The sequence below is a fragment of the Pseudogemmobacter lacusdianii genome, from assembly GCF_030848395.1.
Classification (GTDB): Bacteria; Pseudomonadota; Alphaproteobacteria; order Rhodobacterales; family Rhodobacteraceae; genus Pseudogemmobacter; species Pseudogemmobacter lacusdianii.
The window spans coordinates 77,861-96,970 of record NZ_JAVDBT010000009.1 but is presented as its reverse complement, the minus strand read 5'-3'; the positions used below and the strand labels follow the sequence as shown (position 1 = coordinate 96,970).

Genomic DNA, 19,110 nt, shown 5'->3' with positions numbered 1-19,110 from the left:
CAAAAAAAGACCGGCGCGCGAAGGCGGCCGGTCAAGGTTGGATGCAGGCGTTAGGCACGCAAAATTAGGCTTGGCCGCTCACCAATTGTCCGGCCCTTTGTCGATGAAACGACGGGCCAGAAAGTCGATGAAGGCGCGCACTTTCGGCTGGGTGAAGCGACCCGGCGGGTAGACGGCATAGATGCCAAGGATTTCAGCCGGAAGGCCGGGAATGGCCTCTTCAATCAGCTCTTGGCGCAAAGCATCGGCGAAAAGGAAGCTGGGCAGATAGGCGATTCCAAGGCCGGAGATCGCCGCATTCAGAAGGCTTTGGCCGTCATTCACCGTCAGCCAGCCATTCGAGCGCACCTGCCGCTTTTCGCCCGAGGGCGCGGTCACTTTCCACACATTGCCATTGGCTTGGTTGGAATAGTGCAAAAGCTTATGTTCGTTCAGATCGTCGATTTTGACAGGCCGGCCGTATTTCTGGAAATAGGCGGGGCTGGCGATCATGCGCTTGCTGGTCTCGGTCAGCTTGCGGGCGCGCAGGCTGGAATCTTCCAGGTCTCCAACCCGGATCGCCATGTCGAACCCTTCGCTGATCAGCTCAACATAGCGGTTGTTGAGGACCATGTTCACCGTAATGTCCGGATATTCCAGCAAAAACTCGCCCAAGATTGGCGACAGCAGGTTCACCCCAAAATCTGTGGCCACGGAAATCCGCAAAAGGCCCGAAGGCGCCGATTGCATCGATGTCACCAAGGCATCCGCCTCGCCTGCATCGTTCAAAACCCGGCGGGCGCGGTCGTAATAGGCCAGTCCAATCTCGGTCGGGCTGACCCGCCGGGTGGTCCGGTTCAAAAGCCGTGCGCCGAGCCGGGCCTCAAGGGCCGAGACATGTTTCGAAACCGCAGATTTCGAGATGCCCATCTTTTTGGCCGCGTCCGTGAAGCCGCCTTGATCCACCACGGTGGCGAAGGCTTCCATTTCGGTCAGTCGGTCCATCGGTCTCCCCAAGCATTCTGGTCGGCGTCGGCCCCTTTTGCCGCCGGAATCAGGCGGGATCGCGGCAGACACGCGACCTATCCGGGGTAATTCGGCGGATCGTTGAAGGCAAGGAAACGCCGATGAAGGTTTGAACATGTGATCTATTGGGAACGTTCTGCGTCGCCTCCAGTTCATCCTCCTGCAATTTCCACGCAAAGCCTGCCGGTGCGCAATCGGCAAGCTCTGCATGGGAACGGCGCGTCACCGACGGGGCGGCCCGCATTGGGCCAAGCCGTTCCTCCCTACTGGATAAGATAAGGAAGATATCATGAAGCGCCTTTCATTGACCTTGACCGCTGTGGCTTTGTTGGCTGGCCCGGCTTTGGCTCAGGAAACCGTGGTGGTGAACACCATGCCGGTGGTTGTCGATAGCGACGGCGATGGTCGCTACACCGTCGAAGATCTGCGGGTGGTCTGGGTCGAGCTGAGCGATGACGACTATAAGGTCATCGATGTCGATGCCGATGGTTTCGTCAGCGAAGATGAGCTGAAGTCGGCATGGGAGCAGCAAAGCGTTCTGAAAGAGAACAAGAACGGCAATGCTGACGAGAAGAAAGACGGCGAAGCCGGCAACGCGGGCTAAGGCTCGGGATCTCGTCTTTGCCTTGTGGAAGGGGTCGGGCGTCTCGCCCGGCCCCTTTTCGCGTTTCAGAGCGTGGTTGCGAGGCGGGTCGCCTGATCGATGGCGCGTTTGGCATCCAATTCGGCCGCAACATCTGCGCCGCCGATGAGATGCAGGGTCAGCCCTTGCGCGCTGAGGCTTTCCGCCAGATCACGGGCGGGGTTTTGGCCCGTGCAAAGCACCACGGTGTCGACGGCAAGGATCTCGGGACGCTCGCGCGCCGGGCCGTGGCTGAGATGGAGGCCTTGGGCGTCGATGCGCTCGTAATTCACCCCGCCGATCATCTGCACATCCTTGGCGGCAAGGGTGGCGCGGTGGATCCAGCCGGTGGTTTTGCCCAGGCGGCGGCCGGGTTTCTCGGGCTTGCGTTGCAAGAGCCAGACCTGCCGGGCGGGGGCTTCGGGGGCGGGGGTGGTAAGGCCGCCGCGCGCCTGCCAGCTTGGCACCACACCCCATTCGCGGCGCCAAAGGGCGTTGTCGAGGCTGGGGCTGGTGCCGTGATGCACAAGGTATTCGGCGACGTCAAAACCGATGCCGCCCGCGCCGATGATTGCAACTCTCTCCCCAACGGCTGCGCCCTTTAGCACATCAATATAAGAAAGCACTTGCGGGGCATCGGGGACGGTTTCCGTAGGGATCGCGGGATCGCGCGGGGTGACGCCGGTGGCGATGATCCTCTCGTCAAAGCCTGCAAGAAGGGCCGGAGTGGCTTTGGTGTTGAGGTGCAGGGTGATGTTGGGATGGGCAAGCTGGCCCGTGAACCAGTCGATCAAGCCCTTGAATTCCTCTTTGCCGGGGATGGTTGCGGCCAGATGCAACTGGCCTCCGGGCTTGTCTGAGGCCTCAAAGAGCGAGACTTTGTGGCCGCGCTCGGCGCAGGCGATGGCGGCGGCCATGCCGGCGGGGCCTGCGCCGACAATGGCGATGCGTTTGGGCTGGTCGGTGGGGGCAAGCCGCAGTTCGGTCTCATGGCAGGCGCGCGGGTTCACGAGACAAGAGGTGAGCTTGCCCGAGAACGTATGGTCAAGGCAGGCCTGATTGCAGGCGATGCAGGGCGCGATATCGGCGCTGCGTCCGGCCATGGTCTTGGCGATGAAATCGGGATCGGCCAGCCAAGGCCGCGCCATCGAGACCATATCGGCTTGGCCCGCGCTGAGGATCTCTTCGGCCACATCGGGGGTGTTGATGCGGTTGGAGGTGATGACCGGGAGGCTCACCTCAGCGCGGAGTTTGGCGGTGAGATCGGCGAAAGCGGCGCGCGGGACCGAGGTGGCGATGGTGGGCACCCGCGCCTCATGCCAGCCGATGCCGGTGTTGATGAGGCTGGCGCCGGCCGCTTCGACGGCTTTGGCGAGTTGGATCACTTCGTTCCATGTAGAGCCATCGGGGATGAGGTCGATGAGCGAGAGCCGAAAGATCAGGATCGGATCGGGGCCGCTGGCGGCGCGGGCGCGGCGCACCACTTCAAGGGGAAGCCGCATGCGGTTCTCGAAACTCCCACCCCAGCGGTCTTGGCGACGGTTGGTATGGGTGACGAGGAATTGATTGAGGAAATAGCCCTCGGAGCCCATGATCTCGACCCCGTCATAGCCGGCGATGATGGCGCGGGCGGCGGCGGTGGCGATGTCTTGGATCTGTTTCTCGATGCCGTCCTCATCCAGCTCTTGCGGCGGGAAGGGCGAGATTGGCGATTTGATCGCCGAAGGGGCGACGCAATGCGGCGAATAGGCGTAGCGGCCCGCATGCAGGATTTGCATGGCGATGAGCCCGCCTTCGGCATGGACGGCATCGGTGACGCGGCGATGATTGGCGATGTCTTGGTCGGAGAAAAGTCCAGCCGCCCCGGGGAAGACGCCGCCTTCGGCATTGGGCGCCATGCCGCCGGTGACGATCAGGCCAGCGCCGCCCTTGGCGCGGGCGGCATAGAAAGCGGCGACGCGGGACCAGTCGCCGGTCTCCTCAAGCCCGGTATGCATCGACCCCATCAGGCTGCGATTGCGCAAGGTGCGGCTGCCGATCTGCAGTGGTCTGAGCAGGTTTGGATGGCTGGTCATTGGCGATCTCCCTTGCGGATGAGCATGGCGAAGGGCGCGGGGGCTGTCATCTGGGACGCGGCGTCAGGGGGCGGATGGCGGCCGGGGGTTTCACACCCCCGGACCCCCGTGGGATATTTTTGGACAGAAAATGGGTCAGAGGGTGAGGAGGCGGGGGAGGTCATCCATGCTGTGGAAAAGCGGGATGTTGAGGTCTGTGAGGGCTTTGGCGGTGGCAGTGTCGGGGCCATGCGGGGCGTAGCCGAGGCAGGGGATATGGGCGGCGAGGGCGGCACGGGCGCCGGTGGGGCTGTCTTCGATCACCACGCACTCAGCCGGGGCGGCTCCGCACGCCTTTGCGGCGGCAAGGAACACATCGGGGGCGGGCTTTGGGGCGCCGATCTCGGGGCCGGAGAGCGCGGCGCGGAAGCGCGGCAAGAGCCCGTGCTGGCCAAGGGTGATCTGCATCTTTTGTGAAGAGCCGTTGGAGGCGACGGCAAAGGGGATCTTGGCCGCGTCGAGCCGGTCTAGAAGGCCGGGCACGCCTGCCATCAGCGGGGTGCCATTGGCGAGCATCGCATACATCTCGGTGTAGAAATCGGCGACCCAAGTTGTTGGCAGATTGGCGCCGGCGGCGCGGGCGCGGGTGGCGACGGTCTCAATCGTGCCGCCGATGTAGTCGGTCTCAAGTGCGTGGAGCGTCAGTGGCAGGCCGTGTTGGGCGAGGTTCGTGAGGAGCAGCGCGAAGGTCGGGCCCTCGCTGTCCACGAGCACGCCGTCGCAATCGAAGATCACCGCTTTCGGCGGCTGGGGCAGGGGCATGGCGGGATCCTTCGAGACTTTGCGGGTCAGCCGGGGGCGCGCAGAAGCGTGACGAAAGTGTCGCCGTATTTGCGCTGGTCGAGTTGGGCGAAGCCTTCGGGGGGCAGGGGGGGCGTGCCTTCCTCCCAGACCACAAGCGCGCCGGGGCTGAGCCAGTTTCCGGCTATGGCCGAGGCCAAAGCGGCCTCGCCCAAGGCTTTGCCGTAAGGCGGGTCGAGGAAGATGAGGTCATAGCCCGGGCCGCGATTGGGGCCGAGCTTGGTGGCATCGCGGCGCCAGACATCGGTGCTGCCCATCGCCTGCATCTTCTCGATATTGCTGCGCAGGAGGGCGCGGGCGGCGGTGCCGTCATCGACGAAAGCGATGCGGCTGGCACCGCGTGACAAAGCCTCAAGCCCCAAGGCGCCGGTGCCGGCGAAAAGGTCCAAGACCCGCGCACCGGTGACGGGATTGCCGCCCGATGGGCCGGTGTGGCCGCCGTTAATCAAGAGGTTGAAGATGGATTCGCGCACCCGGTCTGAGGTGGGCCGCAAATGTGCGGCGGCGTCTCCGGCTCCCACATCGGCCAAGATCAGCCCGCGTCTGGCACCGCCGATGATCCTCATGCTTTCAAGAGATCCTTAAGTTCGGGGGTCTGGGCGAGCAGCTCTGGCGAGGGGGATTTTCCAGCCTCGATCAAGCGCTTGCCGACCATATAGGCGCGCGGGTCATTCATTGCATCGACGGCGAGGAGTTCGTCGCCACGATAGTACCAGAAAGAGACCGAGGCGCCTTCGCTCGGGCGGGTCACGATGCGGTCATAACCGGAGTTGAGCCCGGCGATTTGCAGTTTGAGGTCAAACTGGTCGGACCAGAACCAAGGTTTGGCTTGGTAGTCTTTGCCTTGCCCGAGGATATTGGCGGCGACGGTCTCAGCCTGATCTATGGCATTGCCGACGGATTCCAGCCGGATGCGGCTGCCGCGATAGGGGAAGGAGGCGCAATCGCCGGCCGACCAGATCGCAGGGTCAGAGGTGCGGCCTTGGGCGTCGGTCTCGATGCCGTTGTTGATGGTAAGGCCGGCTGCGGCGGCGAGTTGGTCGTTGGGTAGGATGCCAACGCCGGTGATGACGAAATCGGCTGGAAGTTCGGTGCCATTGGCGAGCAGCACGCCGGTGACGCGGGTTTCACCCAAGAGCCGGTCGAGGCCGGTTTCTTCCAAGATTTCAACGCCGTGGCTGCGGTGGAGGGCGGCGACATAGGCCGAGGTTTCGGGTGCGGCCACGCGTTGCAAGATGCGAGGGGCCATCTCCAACACGGTGGCATGGACGCCGAGTTTCGCGGCGACAGCAGCCGCCTCAAGCCCGATATAGCCGCCGCCGACGATGACGGCGCGGCGACCGGGCTGGAACTCGCCCCGCATCGCATCGACATCCGCCAAAGTGCGCACGGCATAGACGCCTTGCAGAGTGCCGCCCATGGCAGCGGGCAGAATGCGCGGGGTGGAGCCGGTGGTGAGGGCAAGATGGTCGTAAGAGAGGACCTCATCGCCCAAGGTCACGGTCTTCGCGGCGGGTGAGATGGCGGTGACCTTTTGGCCCAGGCGCAGAGTGATATTGTTCTCGGCATAGAACTCGGCCGAGCGCAGCCAGAGACGCTCTTCTTCCATCTCGCCAAGGAGATAGGCCTTGGACAAAGGCGGGCGCTGATAGGGGGGAGAGGGCTCATCGCCGATCATCACGATCTCACCCGTATGGCCCAAGGCCCGCAGTTTTGCCGCGAGCGCGGCCCCTGCTTGACCGGCACCGACGATCACCACCCGCATCACATTCCCCCTCTGGCAAAGCGCGGGGCTGACCCTATAACCGTGGGGCATCCCGCGCAATGCGGGCCCTGAGGAAAGGAAGACGAAAATGACGATTGCAGTCGGAGAGAAGCTGCCCGCGGCCACCCTGTCGCAAGTGGGGGCAAATGGTCCCGAGGCGGTGGCGCTGGCCGATAAGCTGGCCGGGCGCAAAGTGGTGATTTTCGGTCTGCCGGGGGCCTATACCGGCACCTGCTCGACCGCGCATGTGCCAAGCTTCATGCGGGTGCGCGCGGCTTTGGCCGAAAAAGGCGTGGATGAGGTGATCTGCGTTTCGGTCAATGATGCGTTTGTGATGCAGGCTTGGGGCAAGGATACCGGCGCTGCGGCGGCTGGGATCACGATGCTGGCGGATGCGGATTCGTCTTTCACCAAGGCTGTGGGGATGGAATTTTCCGTGCCGGCGATTGGCTTCATCGACCGCTCCAAGCGCTATTCGCTTTATGCCGAGGATGGTGTGGTCAAGTTCTTGAACTTGGAAGAATCGGCTGGGGTTTGTGAGATTTCGGGCGGTGAAGCACTGTTGGCGCAGCTTTGAGCTGGCCGGCGCTGGGGGCATTCTGCCCCCAGACCCCCTGAGGATATTTAGGGGCAGAAAATGAGAAAGGCCGCGTCTATGGGCGCGGCTTTTTTAGGCTTGGCGGGTGGCGTAACGGGCTTGGCAGAGCGAGGAGACCGGCTCGCCGTGGTTGCGCTGGACCTCGGCTTGGGGGGTGATCTTGTCGATGAATGTGGCGAGGTCGATGTCGAGTTGGCTGAGGCCTTGGCAGGAATGCGTGGTCAGGGTGATGTCGACGACATTGTAGCTGTTGGACCATTCGGGGTGGTGGTTGGTCTTTTCGGCGCGGAGGGCTGTGCGGGTCATGAAGGCCCAAGCCTCGGAGAAGCTTTTGAATTTCAGGATCTTGCGAATTGCATCTTGGTTTGGGATCGCGGCCCAGCCAGTTTCGGCCAAGGGGGGCAGGGCGGTTTGGCGTTCGGCCTCGGTGAGTTTAGATGCGGGCATTGGGGCTCCGGGACATTTAGGATTGGCGGAAGGGGCCGTAGCTGGCGAGGGCGGCGATCTCTTCGGTGACGGCGCGGGATTCTTGCGTGAGGTAGTCGGCCACGGCGCGGCGGAAACCCGGGTCGGTGATGTAGTGCAGCGAATGGGTCTCAACCGGCAGATAGCCGCGGGCGAGTTTGTGATCGCCCTGCGCGCCGGCTTCGACCCGTTGCAGGCCATGGGCGATGGCCCAGTCGATGGCCTGATGGTAGCAAAGTTCGAAATGCAGTGCTGGGTGGTCTTCGATGGCGCCCCAATAGCGGCCGTAAAGCGCCGATCTGCCGATGAAATTGAGGGCGCCGGCGATGGGGCGTTCGCCGTCAAAGGCGAGGACCAAGAGCATGTCTTGCCGCATCGTGGCGTGGAGAGCGTCAAAAGCGGTGCGGGTGAGATAGGGCCGGCCCCATTTGCGCGCGCCGGTGTCTTGGTAGAAAGCCCAGAAGGCGTCCCAATGCTGCGGCTCGATCGCGTCGCCGGTGAGGGCGCGGATGGTGAGGCCGGCAGAGGTGGCGCTTTGGCGCTCTTTGCGCAGGGCTTTGCGTTTGCGGCTGGAGAGGTCGGAGAGGAAGTCTTCGTAAGAGGCGTAGCCGTTGTTTTGCCAGTGATATTGGTGAGTTATGCGGTGAAGAAGGGTTTCGTGGCCGGCAAGGTCGCGGGCCTCTTCGGGGGTGCAGAAGGTGATGTGCAGTGAGGAGAGGCCGTTGCCCTCCGTCAGGGCCACGGCGGCGGAGGCGAGGGGCTTGCGGAAAGCGTCTGGTCCAAGGAAGCGGCGGCCGGGGACCGGGGTGAAGGGGGCGGCGACCTGCAGTTTGGGGTAATATTGCCCGCCGGCGCGGCTATAGGCGTCCGCCCAAGAGTGGTCGAAGATATATTCGCCTTGGCTGTGGGTTTTCACGAACATTGGCAAGGCGGCGGAGGGTTTGCCGTTTTGCTGCAAGATCAAGGGTTTCGGCAGCCAGCCGGTGCCTTTGCCGGTGGAGCCGGAGGTCTCGAGGGCGAGGAGGAAACGGTGGGTGGTGAAAGGGTCTTCGGGGCGGCCGCTCGTCTGTTCTGGTGCGGCCATCGCGTCCCATTCGGCGGCTGAGATCTCGGTCAGGCTGTCGAGGAGGGTGATTTGCGCGGCTGGGTCACTCATTCCGGGCGTGGTCCTTTGGGGAGCCGGAGGCGGTTGTTTTCGGCGGGGGCTTTGCGCCCCCGCACCCCCGCAGGATATTTGGCAGACAGAAAATGGGGGCGGCTTGGCGGATTAGGCGGGAAGGGGCGAGAGGTAGCCTTCGAAGGTGACGTTTTGCGCAACGGCCCGGGCTTTGGTTTCCTCGGCGGCGGAGCGGATGGTCCAGCATAGGATATCGGCACCGCTGGCTTTGAGTTCGGCCACGCGGGGGGAAGCGAGATCGGCGGCTTCATGGCTGATGAAGCTGGAGAGGGTGGCGTCGTAATCCGGGATGGCGCGGAAATGCTCGCAAGCCTCAGGCGGCAGCGGCGCCCAGCTTTCTTCGTCATAGGCGGCGGTGGTGAGGCCGCGCGGCAGATTGGGCGCGAGTTTGGCCAGATGGTAGATGCAGGCGGGGTTGAAGGACATGAGCGCGACTTCGCCCGTGTAAGCTGCGAGCGCCTTGGCGGTGGCGGCCTCAAGCCTGCCATCGGTCGGGCCCATCACAAGGCTTTGGTCTTTGATTTCAATAAGAAGCGGCACTTGGCCCGCGACGATCTTGAGCACTTCGGTGAGCGTTGGGATGTTCTCGCTGCTGTCTTTGAGGCGGATTTGGCCGAGCTCCGTCGCGCTGCGTTCGGAGACGAAGCCGGTCTCATCCGTCAGCCGCTCAAGCGTTTCATCATGAAAGACCATCGCCACGCCGTCGCGGCTGAGCTGTAGGTCGATCTCGATCGCGTAGCCATGCGCGATGGCGGCGCGGATCGCGGCGGGGGAATTTTCAATCCGGCCCGCCGCCCGATCATGCAAAGCGCGATGGGCGATGGGCCGGGTCAGAAACCCGGAGGGAAGCGGGGTTCTCCGGGGTTCTTGCATCATTTCAGCTCAAAAATGCCTTCGATTTCAACGGCAACGCCGAAGGGCAGCGAGGCTGCCGAGACGGCGGAGCGGGCGTGACGGCCCGCATCGCCCAAAGCGGCGACGAGGAAGTCCGACGCACCATTGACCACTTTCGGCTGGTCCAGGAAATCCGGGGTCGAATTGACAAATGCGGTCAGTTTGACGGCGCGGGAGACGCGCGACAGATCGCCTCCGGCAGCTTTTTTCAGCTGGGCGAGCAGCGAGATGGCGCAGCGTTTGGCGGCGGCAGCGCCGTCTTCGATGCTCATATCATCGCCGAGGCGGCCTTTGATCATGCCGTTTTCATCTTGCGAGATTTGGCCCGAAATATGGACCAGATTGCCCACGGTGACGAAGGGCACATAGTTGGCGGCGGGGGCCGGAGCGTCGGGCAAAGTGACGCCAAGCTCGGCCAAGCGGGATTCGATATCGGACATATGGGTTCTCCTATGGCCCTGACCCTAGCGAGGGCGGCGGGTCCGGGCAAGCGGGGCAAAGGCGCGGCGGCAAAGAAGAAGGGCCGCGCGCAGGTTTTGCGGCGGCCCTTGTCAGATTGTGATGCCTCTCAAAGGCTTAGGCGATGCCATAGCGTTGGCGTGCCTCGGCGAAAGAGGTCAGGCGGCCCTCGGCCTCATCCCAGAGATGCAGGCGCGCATTGCGGATGCTTTCCAGGATGGTGAGGCGCTTGGCCTCGGCCAGCTCGCGGTGATCGCGCAAAACTTCCGACAGCCGGTAGAAGGGGATGCGAGAGTAAAGGTGGTGCACATGGTGGATGCCGATATTGCCCGACAGCCAGCGCAGAGGTTGCGGCAGGACGTAATGCGAGCTGCCCTCAAGTGCGGCATGGTGCAGCTGCCAATCCTCTGCCTTGGCCCAATGGGTGTCTTCGAACTGGTGCTGGACGTAGAAGAGCCAGACGCCGATGGTGGCGGCGATCACCGAGGTCGGCAGCAGGATCAAGAGCACCGGCGCGAGCCCGCCGAACCAGATGATCAGCCCGACCGCGATGCCGATCATCGCATTGGTGCCCATAGCCGAGGTCCAATAGCGCCAGCCCGATTTCATCAGCCCCATCGGCAGGCGGTTTTGCAAGATGAAGAGGTAGCTTGGCCCCAGCACGAAGAGCACCACCGGGTGGCGGTAGATCCGGTACATCAGCCGACCAAAGCGTGAGCGCGCGCGGTATTCCTCGACCGTGAGGGTCAGCACATCGCCGATGCCGCGCTGGTCAAGGTTGCCATGGGTGGCGTGGTGGATCGAATGGCAGCGGCGCCAGACGGCATAGGGCGTCAGCGTCAGCACGCCAAGGATGCGCCCAACCCAATCTTGCGCGCGACGGTTGGCCAGAAAAGAGCCGTGGCCGCAATCATGCTGGATGATGAAAATCCGCACCAAAAAGCCGCCGTTCAGCACCGCGACTGCGAGTGCCAGCCAAGGGCTGACCGAAAGTGCCATCCAAGCCAGTACCCAAAGTGCCAAGAAGGGCACCAAGGTGGCAGCCAGCTCGAACAGGCTGCGGCGGGTCGAGGGTTCACGGTAGCGGGCCAGCGTGCTGAGCCATTCGCGGGCCGATTTTTGGGCGGAATTCAAAGCAGAGGAATCAGTCATGTAAGCCTGTTGATCAGAGCCGGGTCGGCCCGTTGTCGTTGCGCCTGCCTTGGATCATCTGCGCCCCGAATGAGCAAGCAGAGCTTTCTAGGCGGGGGAGCGATGGGGGAACCCACGAAATCTTCAACAGAACTAAGGGGTTTAGATTGGGTGATTGTGCGTGGGAAATCCATTCTAAAAGCCGGATTTGACTTGTTCCGCTGCGTTATGCCGCAGGGATTTGGACGCATCGCGTGATCCTTGCGGATGATGCCGTAGGGGCAGGCCTAGCTTTCGCGAAAAGCGCGCGCAAAGTAATCGGTGAAGGGCTTGATGAGATAGGCGAGTGGCGTGCGCGCCTCGGTCTGGATGAAGGCCTCAACCGGCATGCCGGGAAGCAGGGATTGACCACCCAATTTGGCGATTTCACCGGGATCAAGCAGGATCTCGGCCCGGTAAAAGGCGGCATGGGTGGCGGGATCGGTGAAGGCATCGGCCGAGACGACCGAGACTTTTCCCTTAAGATGCGGGGTATCGCGGGCGCTGAAGGCCGAGAAGACCAGCTCGACCGGCTGGCCGATGTAGATTTGGTCAACATGGATTGGCGGGATTTGGGTGGTGATCAGCAAGGGGCGGTCTTGCGGCACGATGTAAAGCACCGCATCGGCGGGGCGGATCACCGCGCGGGGGGTGGTGACGGCCAGCCCCAGCACCACGCCCGAGACCGGGGCGCGGAGGTCGAGCCGGGCGATGCGCTCTTGCACCACGGCCAGTTTTTCGGCCCGTTCCATCAGTAAGGGGCCGATCTCGCGCAACTCACGCTCGGCCTCTTCGATGCGGGCGCCGGTGAGGCGAACGATCTCAAGCTCAATCTCGGTGACGCGGCCTTCGGCTTGGGCGCGGGCGGCGTGTTGTTCACCCGCTTGGCCTTGCAGCCGCGCCTCTTCGCGTTCCAGCGCCAGCACGGCAGAGGCCTGCGCCAAACCCTTGGCCAAAAGCGCGCGCTGGGCGGTCAGCTCATCACGGATCAGCCGCAGCTGGCTGTCCAAGGCGGTGATCTGGGCATCGATGCCGCCGATCTGCGCGGTGATCTGGTCGATGCGGCGACCCAGCTGGTCATTGGTGGTGGTAAAGGTGGCGCGGCGGGCCGCAAAAAGCCGGGTCTGGCCGTCGATCAGATCGGCCATCGCGGGCAGTTCCGCGGCAAGGGCCTGCAGCTCAGCCGGAAAGCTCGGGGCGTCCAGCCCATCGCGTTCGGCCAAAAGCCGGGCGCGGCGGGCGGCAAGCTCTTGCATCTGATCGCGTAAGAGCGCGTGGTCAGATTGCAGCAGCGTGCCGTCCAGCTGGATCAGCACATCGCCTGCGCGGACGCTGGCCCCTTCGACCACCTCGATCGCAGCGACAACGCCGCCATCGGGGTGCTGGACGATCTGTCGGTTCAGCTCCACCTCAATGCGGCCGGGCGAGACGATGGCGCCAGAAAGCTCTGTCGTGGTGGCCCAAAGGCCAAAGCCGCCCAAGAGGAGGAGCAAGGTGACGGCGCCCAAAAGCAGCGGGCGGCGCATTGACCAGTAAGGCGTGCTCATACCACCCCCCCTTTGGTGGCGCTGCGCGTGATTTCTTGCGCGTTGCTGACCATGCCGCGCAACACCTGATCGCGCGGGCCAAAAGCCACGGCGGCGCCGTCATGCAGCACCATCAGCAGGTCACATTCCTGAATGGCGGCAGGGCGATGCGCCATGATCAGCACCGAATGACCCTTGGCTTTCGCGGTGCGGATCGCGGTGTTGAGCGCGTTGGAGCCATCATTGTCGAGGTTGGAATTTGGCTCATCGAGCACCAAAAACACCGGATCGCCGTAAAGCGCCCGCGCCAGCCCAATGCGCTGCACTTGCCCGCCCGAAAGCCGTGATCCCATGCTGGCGACTTGTGTGTCATAGCCCTGCGGCAGCGCCTTGATCAGTTCATGAGCGGCGGCGGCTTCGGCGGCGGCGACGATGGCGGCGGGGTCGGCTTGGGCATCAAGCCTTGCGATATTCTCGGCGATCGTGCCGTCAAAAAGCGTCACCCTTTGGGGCAAATAGCCGATGTAGCGGCCAAGGGTGTCGGGATCATACTGGTCCAAAGTCGCACCATCGAGCCGAATCGTGCCCGAGGCCGGTGCCCATGCGCCAATCAGCGCCCGCGCCAGCGAGGACTTGCCCGAGCCTGAGGGGCCGATCACCCCTAAAGCCTGCCCCGGTTCGAGCGTGAGGTTTAACCCGCGCAGGACGGGTCTGGGCTCCCCCGGAGCGGTGAGCATCACGTTGCGCAGCTCAAGCTTGGCGGCGGGACGGGGCAGGGGGGTGCGCTGTTTCTCCGCTGGAACTTGGGCCAAAAGCCCCTCAACCCGGCGCTGGGCTTGGCGGGCCGAGGTGAGGCTGGGCCATTGGCTGGCCAAGATTTCAATGGGTTGCAGCGCGCGGCCCATCAAGATCGATCCCGCGATCATCGCGCCTGCGGAAAGCTCATTGCGTAAGACAAGCCAAGCGCCGATGCCAAGGATTGCCGATTGCAGGAAAAGTCGAAAGCTGCGCGTGCCGGTGGCGAAGGCGCCTGCGGTATCGGCCACCGCCAGCGATTGCCGCGCTGCCCTATTGCGCAGGGTCTGCCAGCGCTGAAAGGCGGCGCGGGTCATACCAAGGGCGCGGATCAGCTCGGATTCGGATTTGAGATTATCGGCCTGTCGGTCCGCCTGCTGACCCGAGGCAACAGCTTCGGCCACCGGGGCTTCCGTTAGGCTTTGACTGAGAAGCGTGGTGCCCACCAGCACGACCATGCCTGCCACAGCCGTCCAGCCTAAGATCGGGTGAAAAATGAAGATCACAGCCGCAAAAATCGGCGTCCAAGGCAGATCGAAAAGCGCCATCAGGGCAGGAGAGGACCAGATGCGGGCCATCGCCTCAAGATCGCGCTGGGCCGAATGCGCGGCCACGTCTTGCGGGGTGACAGCAAGCTTGCGGAAGGCGGCCGAGAGGACGCGGTGATCCAGCTCATCTTGCAACCGCGCACCGACCCGCACCGCCACCCGGCTGCGCGCATGGTCCAGGAGCCCCATCGCCAGAAAGAGAAAGGCCACCAGTCCCGAAAGCGCCAGCAGGGTTTCTTCCGAGCGCGAGATCAGCACCCGATCATAGACCTGCAGCATGTAAAGCGGTGCGGTCAGCATCAGCAAATTGACGAAAATGGAGAAGATCATCACCGCGAACAGGGCGCGGTGAGAGCGCCGTCGCAGGGCGCGAATCTCCAAGACGCCGCGGTTCGTCTCGGCGCTTTTCATGGCGCGGCGCCTTGGTTCAGCTGCTGCATCGGCATGGCAGGCCCCTTCTTCCGGCCAAGCGGCCTTCGGTGACAGATTTGCTGGTCGATCCTATGCGAGAAGCGGGCTGCTTCCTGCCACAGGCGCATCAAATTAGGCACGGGGTGGTTGTCTTGGCGCGGTGCTGCGCCTAAAGAAATATGGTCTTAGGCTGCCCTTTGCGGCGGCCTCAACTGCTGGCCAATTTTGGTGACGTTAGGGAGTAGGGCGTGCGTTTTCCATTCCTTTTTACACGGCATGGTGTTGCGCTTGCCTTAACAACCTCGGCCTTTTTGGCGGGGTGTGGTCCTGCAGCGCAGCCCAGCGGCGTGAATGATCCGCTGGAGCCGATGAACCGCGGCATTCACAGCGTCAACAAGGGGCTTGATTCGGTCTTGCTGCGTCCCGGCGCCAAAGCCTACGGCTTTGTGCCCGAGCCGGTGCGCCAAGGAGTGAACAATGTCGCCGATACGCTGGATCTGCCCGGCGATATGGCCAACCACCTGCTGCAAGGCCGGATCGGTGAGGCGACGACGAATTTCTTGCGCTTTGGCGTGAATGTGGTCTTCGGACTTGGCGGGGTGATGGATGTTGCCACCGCTGCCGGTATGCCGCGCGACAGCACCGATTTCGGCGAGACCCTACATGTCTGGGGCATTGGCGAGGGGCCTTATGTCGAGATGCCGGGCTTTGGCCCCTCGACCGCGCGGGATGCGGTGGGGACGGTGGTCGATCTGGTGATGAACCCGGTAAGCCGCGCCACCTCGGGTGATGCGGCGACGGCAGCGACGGCGGCAAAGCTCCTAGCGCGGTTGAATGATCGTGCGCGCTATTCAAACACCTTCGACTCGATCCTATATGACAGTGCCGACAGCTATGCTCAGGCGCGGTTGCTTTACCTGCAAAGCCGCCGGTTTGAGTTGACACGCGGCGGGGCGGCTTCGGCCGATGGCGCTGCGGAAGACGAAGGCTTCATCGACCCTTACGAGGATCAGTAATGACCAGTGACACCACTCTGACGCGCCGTGGCTTTGGCCTTGTTCTCGGCGGCGGTCTTGTCGCCGCGGCTCTGCCTGCTGCGGCTTTGAACACCGATCAGGCCAAGGCGCTGATCGATAAAGCCGTCGGCGATATCAATGCGGTGATCAATTCGGGCCGCTCGGAAAGCGCGATGCTTGGCCAGTTCGAGCAGATCTTCGCCAAATATGCCGATGTTCCGACGATCGCGCGCTCGGCTTTGGGTGTGACCGCGAAATCGGCAAGCGCCGCGCAGATGAGCGCTTTCACCAAAGCGTTCCAAGTCTACATCAGCCGCAAATATGGCCGTCGTTTCCGCGAGTTCATTGGCGGCCGGATCGAGGTGGAAAGCGCACGTCCGCTGAAAAGCTATTTCGAGGTGATCTCGACCGCTTATCTGAAGGGCGAAAGCCCCTTTGAGGTGCGGTGGCATGTCACGGACAAAGGCGGGCGCAGCCAGTTCTTCAATATCATCATCGAAGGTGTGAACATGCTCGCCTCTGAGCGCACCGAGATTGGCGCCATGCTCGATAAGCGCAAGGGCAACCTTGATGCGCTGATCGCCGATCTGCAAAAGTCCTAAGCTGGGCGGGGGCCTTTGGCCCTCTGATGCAACCTGATCCAAGCGGCATAAAAAGGCCCGCCCCAGTGAGGGGCGGGCTTTTCCTTTGGCTTAAAGCCCAGTTCAGTTGTTGCGATTGACCCCCAGCAGCTCATTCAAGATCTGCTGCGCCAGATCATCCTCGGTCATGCCGGGCTGATTGGGATTGGAACCGTCGAAATAGGGCACATCCTCGGGCTGGACGAAGTCATCGGGGTTATAGGGCTGGGTGCCCTCGGGCAAAGTGACCGTGTTCATCGGGATCTCTTGCGGCAAGGGCTTGGGCGTCACGCCTTCGTTGATCCGCACCATCACCTCATGGAAGATCTCGGCCGGAAGCCCGCCACCGGTAACGCCGGTCAGGGGCTTGTTGTCGTCATAGCCGATCCAAACCCCCACGACATAATCCGCCGTAAAGCCCACAAACCACGCATCGCGGGCCGAGTTGGTGGTGCCGGTCTTGCCCGCCACCTCAAATCCCGGCAGCCGCGCCCGTCCGCCGGTGCCATTCTCAATCACCTGCGTCATCATGTAGATCAGCGCATGCGCCGCCGTCTCTGAGATCACCCGTTCGCCGATACCGCCGCCTTGGCCGAACAGCTCTTCATCCTCATGCTGCAATTTCAGCGAGACGAGGCCGTAAGGCGTCACTGCAGAGCCGCCGTTGAGAATGCCCGCATAAGCGCCCGTCATCTCAATCAGCGTCGATTCTGAGGCACCCAAGGCCAGTGCAGGGCCATCGGCAAGGTTGGTGGCAATGCCGAAATCGGTGGCGACCTGCTTCACCAGATCGCGGCCCACCATCTCTTGGATTTTCACCGCCGGGATGTTGCGGCTTTCGGCCAAAGCTTGGGTCAGGCTGATGAGGCCCTTGAACTTGTTGTCATAGTTCTTCGGCGCATAGATGCCTGATCCGGGCACGTTGATCGACCAAGGCGCGTCGTCGACCAGATCCATCGGGCTGTAGCCCAGATCCATCGCCACGGCATAGATGAAGGGCTTAAAGGCCGAGCCGGTCTGCCGCAAAGCTTGCGTCGCGCGGTTGAAATCGCCCGCTTGCGGCAGATCACGCCCGCCGACCATGCCACGCACCGCACCATCGGCACTCATCACCACAATCGCGGCTTGGGCTTTAGAACCCGCTTTGACCTTATTGTCGAAGACCCATTTCAGCGCCTCTTGCGCTTGGTTTTGGATCTTTTGGTTCAAGGTGGTCTGGATAACCACATCCTCGGTGGTGGCGCTTGCCAGATAATCGGGCGTGGTCTCCATCACCCAATCGGCAAAGAAGCCACCCATCTTTTGCCGTGCGGCTTCCGACAACTCGGCCGGATTGGCGCGGGCCTCATCGGCCTCGGCTTTGGTGAGATAGCCTTGCTCTTCCATCAAGCCAATCACCACCGCCGCCCGGTCGCGGGCGCGGTTGATGTTGCCAGTGGGCGCATAGGTCGAGGGGGCTTTCAACAGCCCCGCCAGCATCGCTGCCTCAGCCGGGCCGACATTGGCCGCCGATTTGCCGAAATAGCGCTGCGAGGCGGCTTCAAAGCCGCGCGCGCCCGCACCCAGATAGGCACGGTTGAAGTAGATCGTCAGGATGTCTTTCTTGGAGTATTTCAGTTCCATCGCGATCGAGAAGGGCACTTCCTTCAGCTTGCGCACCATCCCGCCCGAGCGGCAGTCGCGCTCATATTCAGCTTCGGATTTCCAGACCGCCGGGTCGTAGCTTTGACCAAGGCAAAGAAGCTTGGCCACCTGCTGGGTGATGGTCGAGCCGCCGTTGCCCGAAAACGCGCCGCGCCCTTCGGACAAGTTGATCCGAATCGCGCTGGCGATGCCGCGCGGCGAGATGCCGAAGTGGTAGTAGAACCGCTTATCCTCGGTGGCGATCACCGCATCATGCAAATCGACCGAGACATTGTCGGGGGTGATCTGGCCGCCGAAGGTCTCGCCCCGCCACGCAAAGACCGCGCCGTTCTCGTCCAGCATGGTGACAGAGCCGCGCGCGCGGCCATCCAGCAGATCTGTCACTGGCGGCAGATGCGCGTAGAAGTAAAGCACGATGGCGCCAACCACCAACGAGGTCACCGCCGTCACCCGCCACATGACGCCCCAGATGATCCGCCAGAAGAAGAGGAGAATCGAGGCAAAGAAGCCCCGTTTGCGCGGCGGTTTTGACGGGCCGCGCGGCGGCTGGCCTTTGCGGGGTGGCTGAGAGGGGGGCTGCTTTGGTGGCTGCCGGGGCGGTTGCTTTGCCGCGCCAGATTGCGGGCCGCTGCGACCAGCGGCAGGTGGTGCTGCCCCCGCAGGCGGATACCGCCTATCGGCCACAAGACGCCCGCCGCCACCCTTACCACTTACCATAGACCCGCCTGCTTTTTGCCTGTTCGCTGCACGGCACCCTTTGGGTGCCCGGTTGAGCCGGACCATAACGCGGAACGGATAAGAAGCGAAGGGGACCGGCGGGATTGCGCCGAAGCGTGGTAGCCGTGCCAGCCTTATGTCGCGGCCCGGCGAGAGGTGCAGTCCCGCGCATGGCTGCGTTCAGCGGCAGTCGCTGCGTTGCGGCGCTGCCCCGCTTCTGCCGAGCGCACATAATTTCACCACCGCTTCAGTGGGATGCAAGAATTTTGCGCATCCGCTCTGGATGGGCTCGCAATCGCAGGCCGCTTCCTTGTGCTGCACCTGCGAAATGCGGCTTTTTTTCCAGCAAGGGCCCAACCCCGGGCCCCAATCAACGCATCTGCAAGTGAAGGGGATTGGGACGTGAAACTGATTATTGCGGCGATCAAGCCGTTCAAACTGGACGAAGTTCGCGAGGCGCTGACCGAGATCGGCGTGCGCGGGATGATGGTCACTGAAATCAAAGGCTTCGGCCTGCAATCTGGCCATACCGAGATCTATCGCGGCGCCGAATATGCCGTGAACTTCGTGCCGAAAGTGCGGCTCGAGGTCGTGGTGGCCGACGCCTTGTCCGATCAAGTGGTCGAGGCGATCCGCAGCACCGCCCGCACCGACAAGATCGGTGACGGCAAGATCTTTGTTCTCGATGTCGAACATGCCGTGCGGGTGCGCACCGGTGAAACCGATGATGACGCGCTGTAACGGTCGGATAAGAGGGAAGAAA

At 62.9% G+C, this 19,110-nt stretch carries 18 protein-coding genes; 5 read left to right on the top strand and 13 right to left on the bottom strand.

Annotated features, from left to right (window positions below; translation table 11 throughout):
- Window positions 1-78: 78 nt before the first annotated feature.
- Entirely contained in the window at window positions 79-984 is a 906-nt protein-coding gene (locus tag Q9295_RS10865) for a LysR family transcriptional regulator (RefSeq protein WP_306680589.1), read from the bottom strand.
- Between the two features lie 310 nt (window positions 985-1,294).
- On the opposite strand from Q9295_RS10865, the gene Q9295_RS10860 reads away from it, so the two are divergent.
- Complete coding sequence (locus tag Q9295_RS10860) at window positions 1,295-1,609, top strand: EF-hand domain-containing protein (protein ID WP_306680588.1); 315 nt, start codon at window positions 1,295-1,297, stop codon at window positions 1,607-1,609.
- Window positions 1,610-1,674: 65 nt separating this feature from the next.
- Here the strand turns inward: Q9295_RS10860 and Q9295_RS10855 are convergent, their stop codons facing one another.
- The 4 genes from Q9295_RS10855 to Q9295_RS10840 form a co-directional block, all read right to left on the bottom strand.
- The gene (locus Q9295_RS10855) at window positions 1,675-3,702 is read right to left on the bottom strand and encodes an NADPH-dependent 2,4-dienoyl-CoA reductase (RefSeq protein WP_306680587.1); all 2,028 of its coding nucleotides are present in this window, start codon (window positions 3,700-3,702) and stop codon (window positions 1,675-1,677) included.
- A gap of 135 nt (window positions 3,703-3,837) precedes the next feature.
- Entirely contained in the window at window positions 3,838-4,503 is a 666-nt protein-coding gene (locus tag Q9295_RS10850; protein WP_306680586.1) for an HAD family hydrolase, read from the bottom strand.
- Window positions 4,504-4,529: 26 nt separating this feature from the next.
- Window positions 4,530-5,108 carry a 16S rRNA (guanine(966)-N(2))-methyltransferase RsmD gene (rsmD, locus tag Q9295_RS10845; protein WP_306680585.1) on the bottom strand — a complete coding sequence of 193 codons (579 nt, stop codon included), beginning with the start codon at window positions 5,106-5,108 and terminating at the stop codon, window positions 4,530-4,532.
- Complete coding sequence (locus tag Q9295_RS10840) at window positions 5,105-6,307, bottom strand: NAD(P)/FAD-dependent oxidoreductase (protein ID WP_373457456.1); 1,203 nt, start codon at window positions 6,305-6,307, stop codon at window positions 5,105-5,107. The genes rsmD and Q9295_RS10840 overlap by 4 nt, the downstream gene beginning before the upstream one ends.
- Before the next feature lie 88 nt (window positions 6,308-6,395).
- Between Q9295_RS10840 and Q9295_RS10835 the strand changes: the two genes are divergently transcribed.
- A complete protein-coding gene (locus Q9295_RS10835) occupies window positions 6,396-6,884 on the top strand; it encodes a peroxiredoxin (protein ID WP_306680584.1) in 489 nt (162 codons plus the stop codon).
- A 93-nt stretch (window positions 6,885-6,977) separates the two neighbouring features.
- Here the strand turns inward: Q9295_RS10835 and Q9295_RS10830 are convergent, their stop codons facing one another.
- The 7 genes from Q9295_RS10830 to Q9295_RS10800 form a co-directional block, all read right to left on the bottom strand.
- Window positions 6,978-7,352, bottom strand: a complete 375-nt coding sequence (locus Q9295_RS10830; RefSeq protein WP_306680583.1) for a 4a-hydroxytetrahydrobiopterin dehydratase — start codon at window positions 7,350-7,352, stop codon at window positions 6,978-6,980.
- Window positions 7,353-7,368: 16 nt separating this feature from the next.
- Window positions 7,369-8,526, bottom strand: a complete 1,158-nt coding sequence (locus Q9295_RS10825) for a GNAT family N-acetyltransferase (RefSeq protein WP_306680582.1) — start codon at window positions 8,524-8,526, stop codon at window positions 7,369-7,371.
- Between the two features lie 111 nt (window positions 8,527-8,637).
- Window positions 8,638-9,423, bottom strand: a complete 786-nt coding sequence (locus Q9295_RS10820) for a glycerophosphodiester phosphodiesterase family protein (protein WP_306680581.1) — start codon at window positions 9,421-9,423, stop codon at window positions 8,638-8,640.
- On the bottom strand, window positions 9,420-9,881 hold the full coding sequence (locus Q9295_RS10815; RefSeq protein ID WP_306680580.1) for a RidA family protein: 462 nt from the start codon (window positions 9,879-9,881) through the stop codon (window positions 9,420-9,422). Before Q9295_RS10815 ends, Q9295_RS10820 begins: the two co-directional genes overlap by 4 nt.
- 136 nt (window positions 9,882-10,017) lie before the next feature.
- Window positions 10,018-11,052 carry a fatty acid desaturase gene (locus Q9295_RS10810; RefSeq protein WP_306680579.1) on the bottom strand — a complete coding sequence of 345 codons (1,035 nt, stop codon included), beginning with the start codon at window positions 11,050-11,052 and terminating at the stop codon, window positions 10,018-10,020.
- Window positions 11,053-11,318: 266 nt separating this feature from the next.
- Window positions 11,319-12,617, bottom strand: a complete 1,299-nt coding sequence (locus Q9295_RS10805) for an HlyD family type I secretion periplasmic adaptor subunit (protein WP_306680578.1) — start codon at window positions 12,615-12,617, stop codon at window positions 11,319-11,321.
- Window positions 12,614-14,350, bottom strand: a complete 1,737-nt coding sequence (locus Q9295_RS10800) for a type I secretion system permease/ATPase (protein ID WP_306680577.1) — start codon at window positions 14,348-14,350, stop codon at window positions 12,614-12,616. The genes Q9295_RS10805 and Q9295_RS10800 overlap by 4 nt, the downstream gene beginning before the upstream one ends.
- Window positions 14,351-14,598: 248 nt before the next feature.
- Between Q9295_RS10800 and Q9295_RS10795 the strand changes: the two genes are divergently transcribed.
- Window positions 14,599-15,366 (top strand): MlaA family lipoprotein, encoded by a 768-nt coding sequence (locus Q9295_RS10795; RefSeq protein ID WP_306680576.1) that lies wholly within the window; start codon window positions 14,599-14,601, stop codon window positions 15,364-15,366.
- Window positions 15,366-15,968, top strand: coding sequence for an MlaC/ttg2D family ABC transporter substrate-binding protein (locus Q9295_RS10790; RefSeq protein ID WP_306680575.1), 603 nt, complete (start codon window positions 15,366-15,368; stop codon window positions 15,966-15,968). The genes Q9295_RS10795 and Q9295_RS10790 overlap by 1 nt, the downstream gene beginning before the upstream one ends.
- A gap of 102 nt (window positions 15,969-16,070) precedes the next feature.
- Here the strand turns inward: Q9295_RS10790 and Q9295_RS10785 are convergent, their stop codons facing one another.
- The gene (locus Q9295_RS10785; RefSeq protein ID WP_373457455.1) at window positions 16,071-18,347 is read right to left on the bottom strand and encodes a transglycosylase domain-containing protein; all 2,277 of its coding nucleotides are present in this window, start codon (window positions 18,345-18,347) and stop codon (window positions 16,071-16,073) included.
- A gap of 402 nt (window positions 18,348-18,749) precedes the next feature.
- Here Q9295_RS10785 and Q9295_RS10780 point away from each other — a divergent pair, with 402 nt between their 5' ends.
- Window positions 18,750-19,088: a P-II family nitrogen regulator gene (locus tag Q9295_RS10780; RefSeq protein WP_306680573.1), complete on the top strand. Its 339-nt coding sequence runs from the start codon at window positions 18,750-18,752 to the stop codon at window positions 19,086-19,088.
- Window positions 19,089-19,110 lie beyond the last annotated feature (22 nt).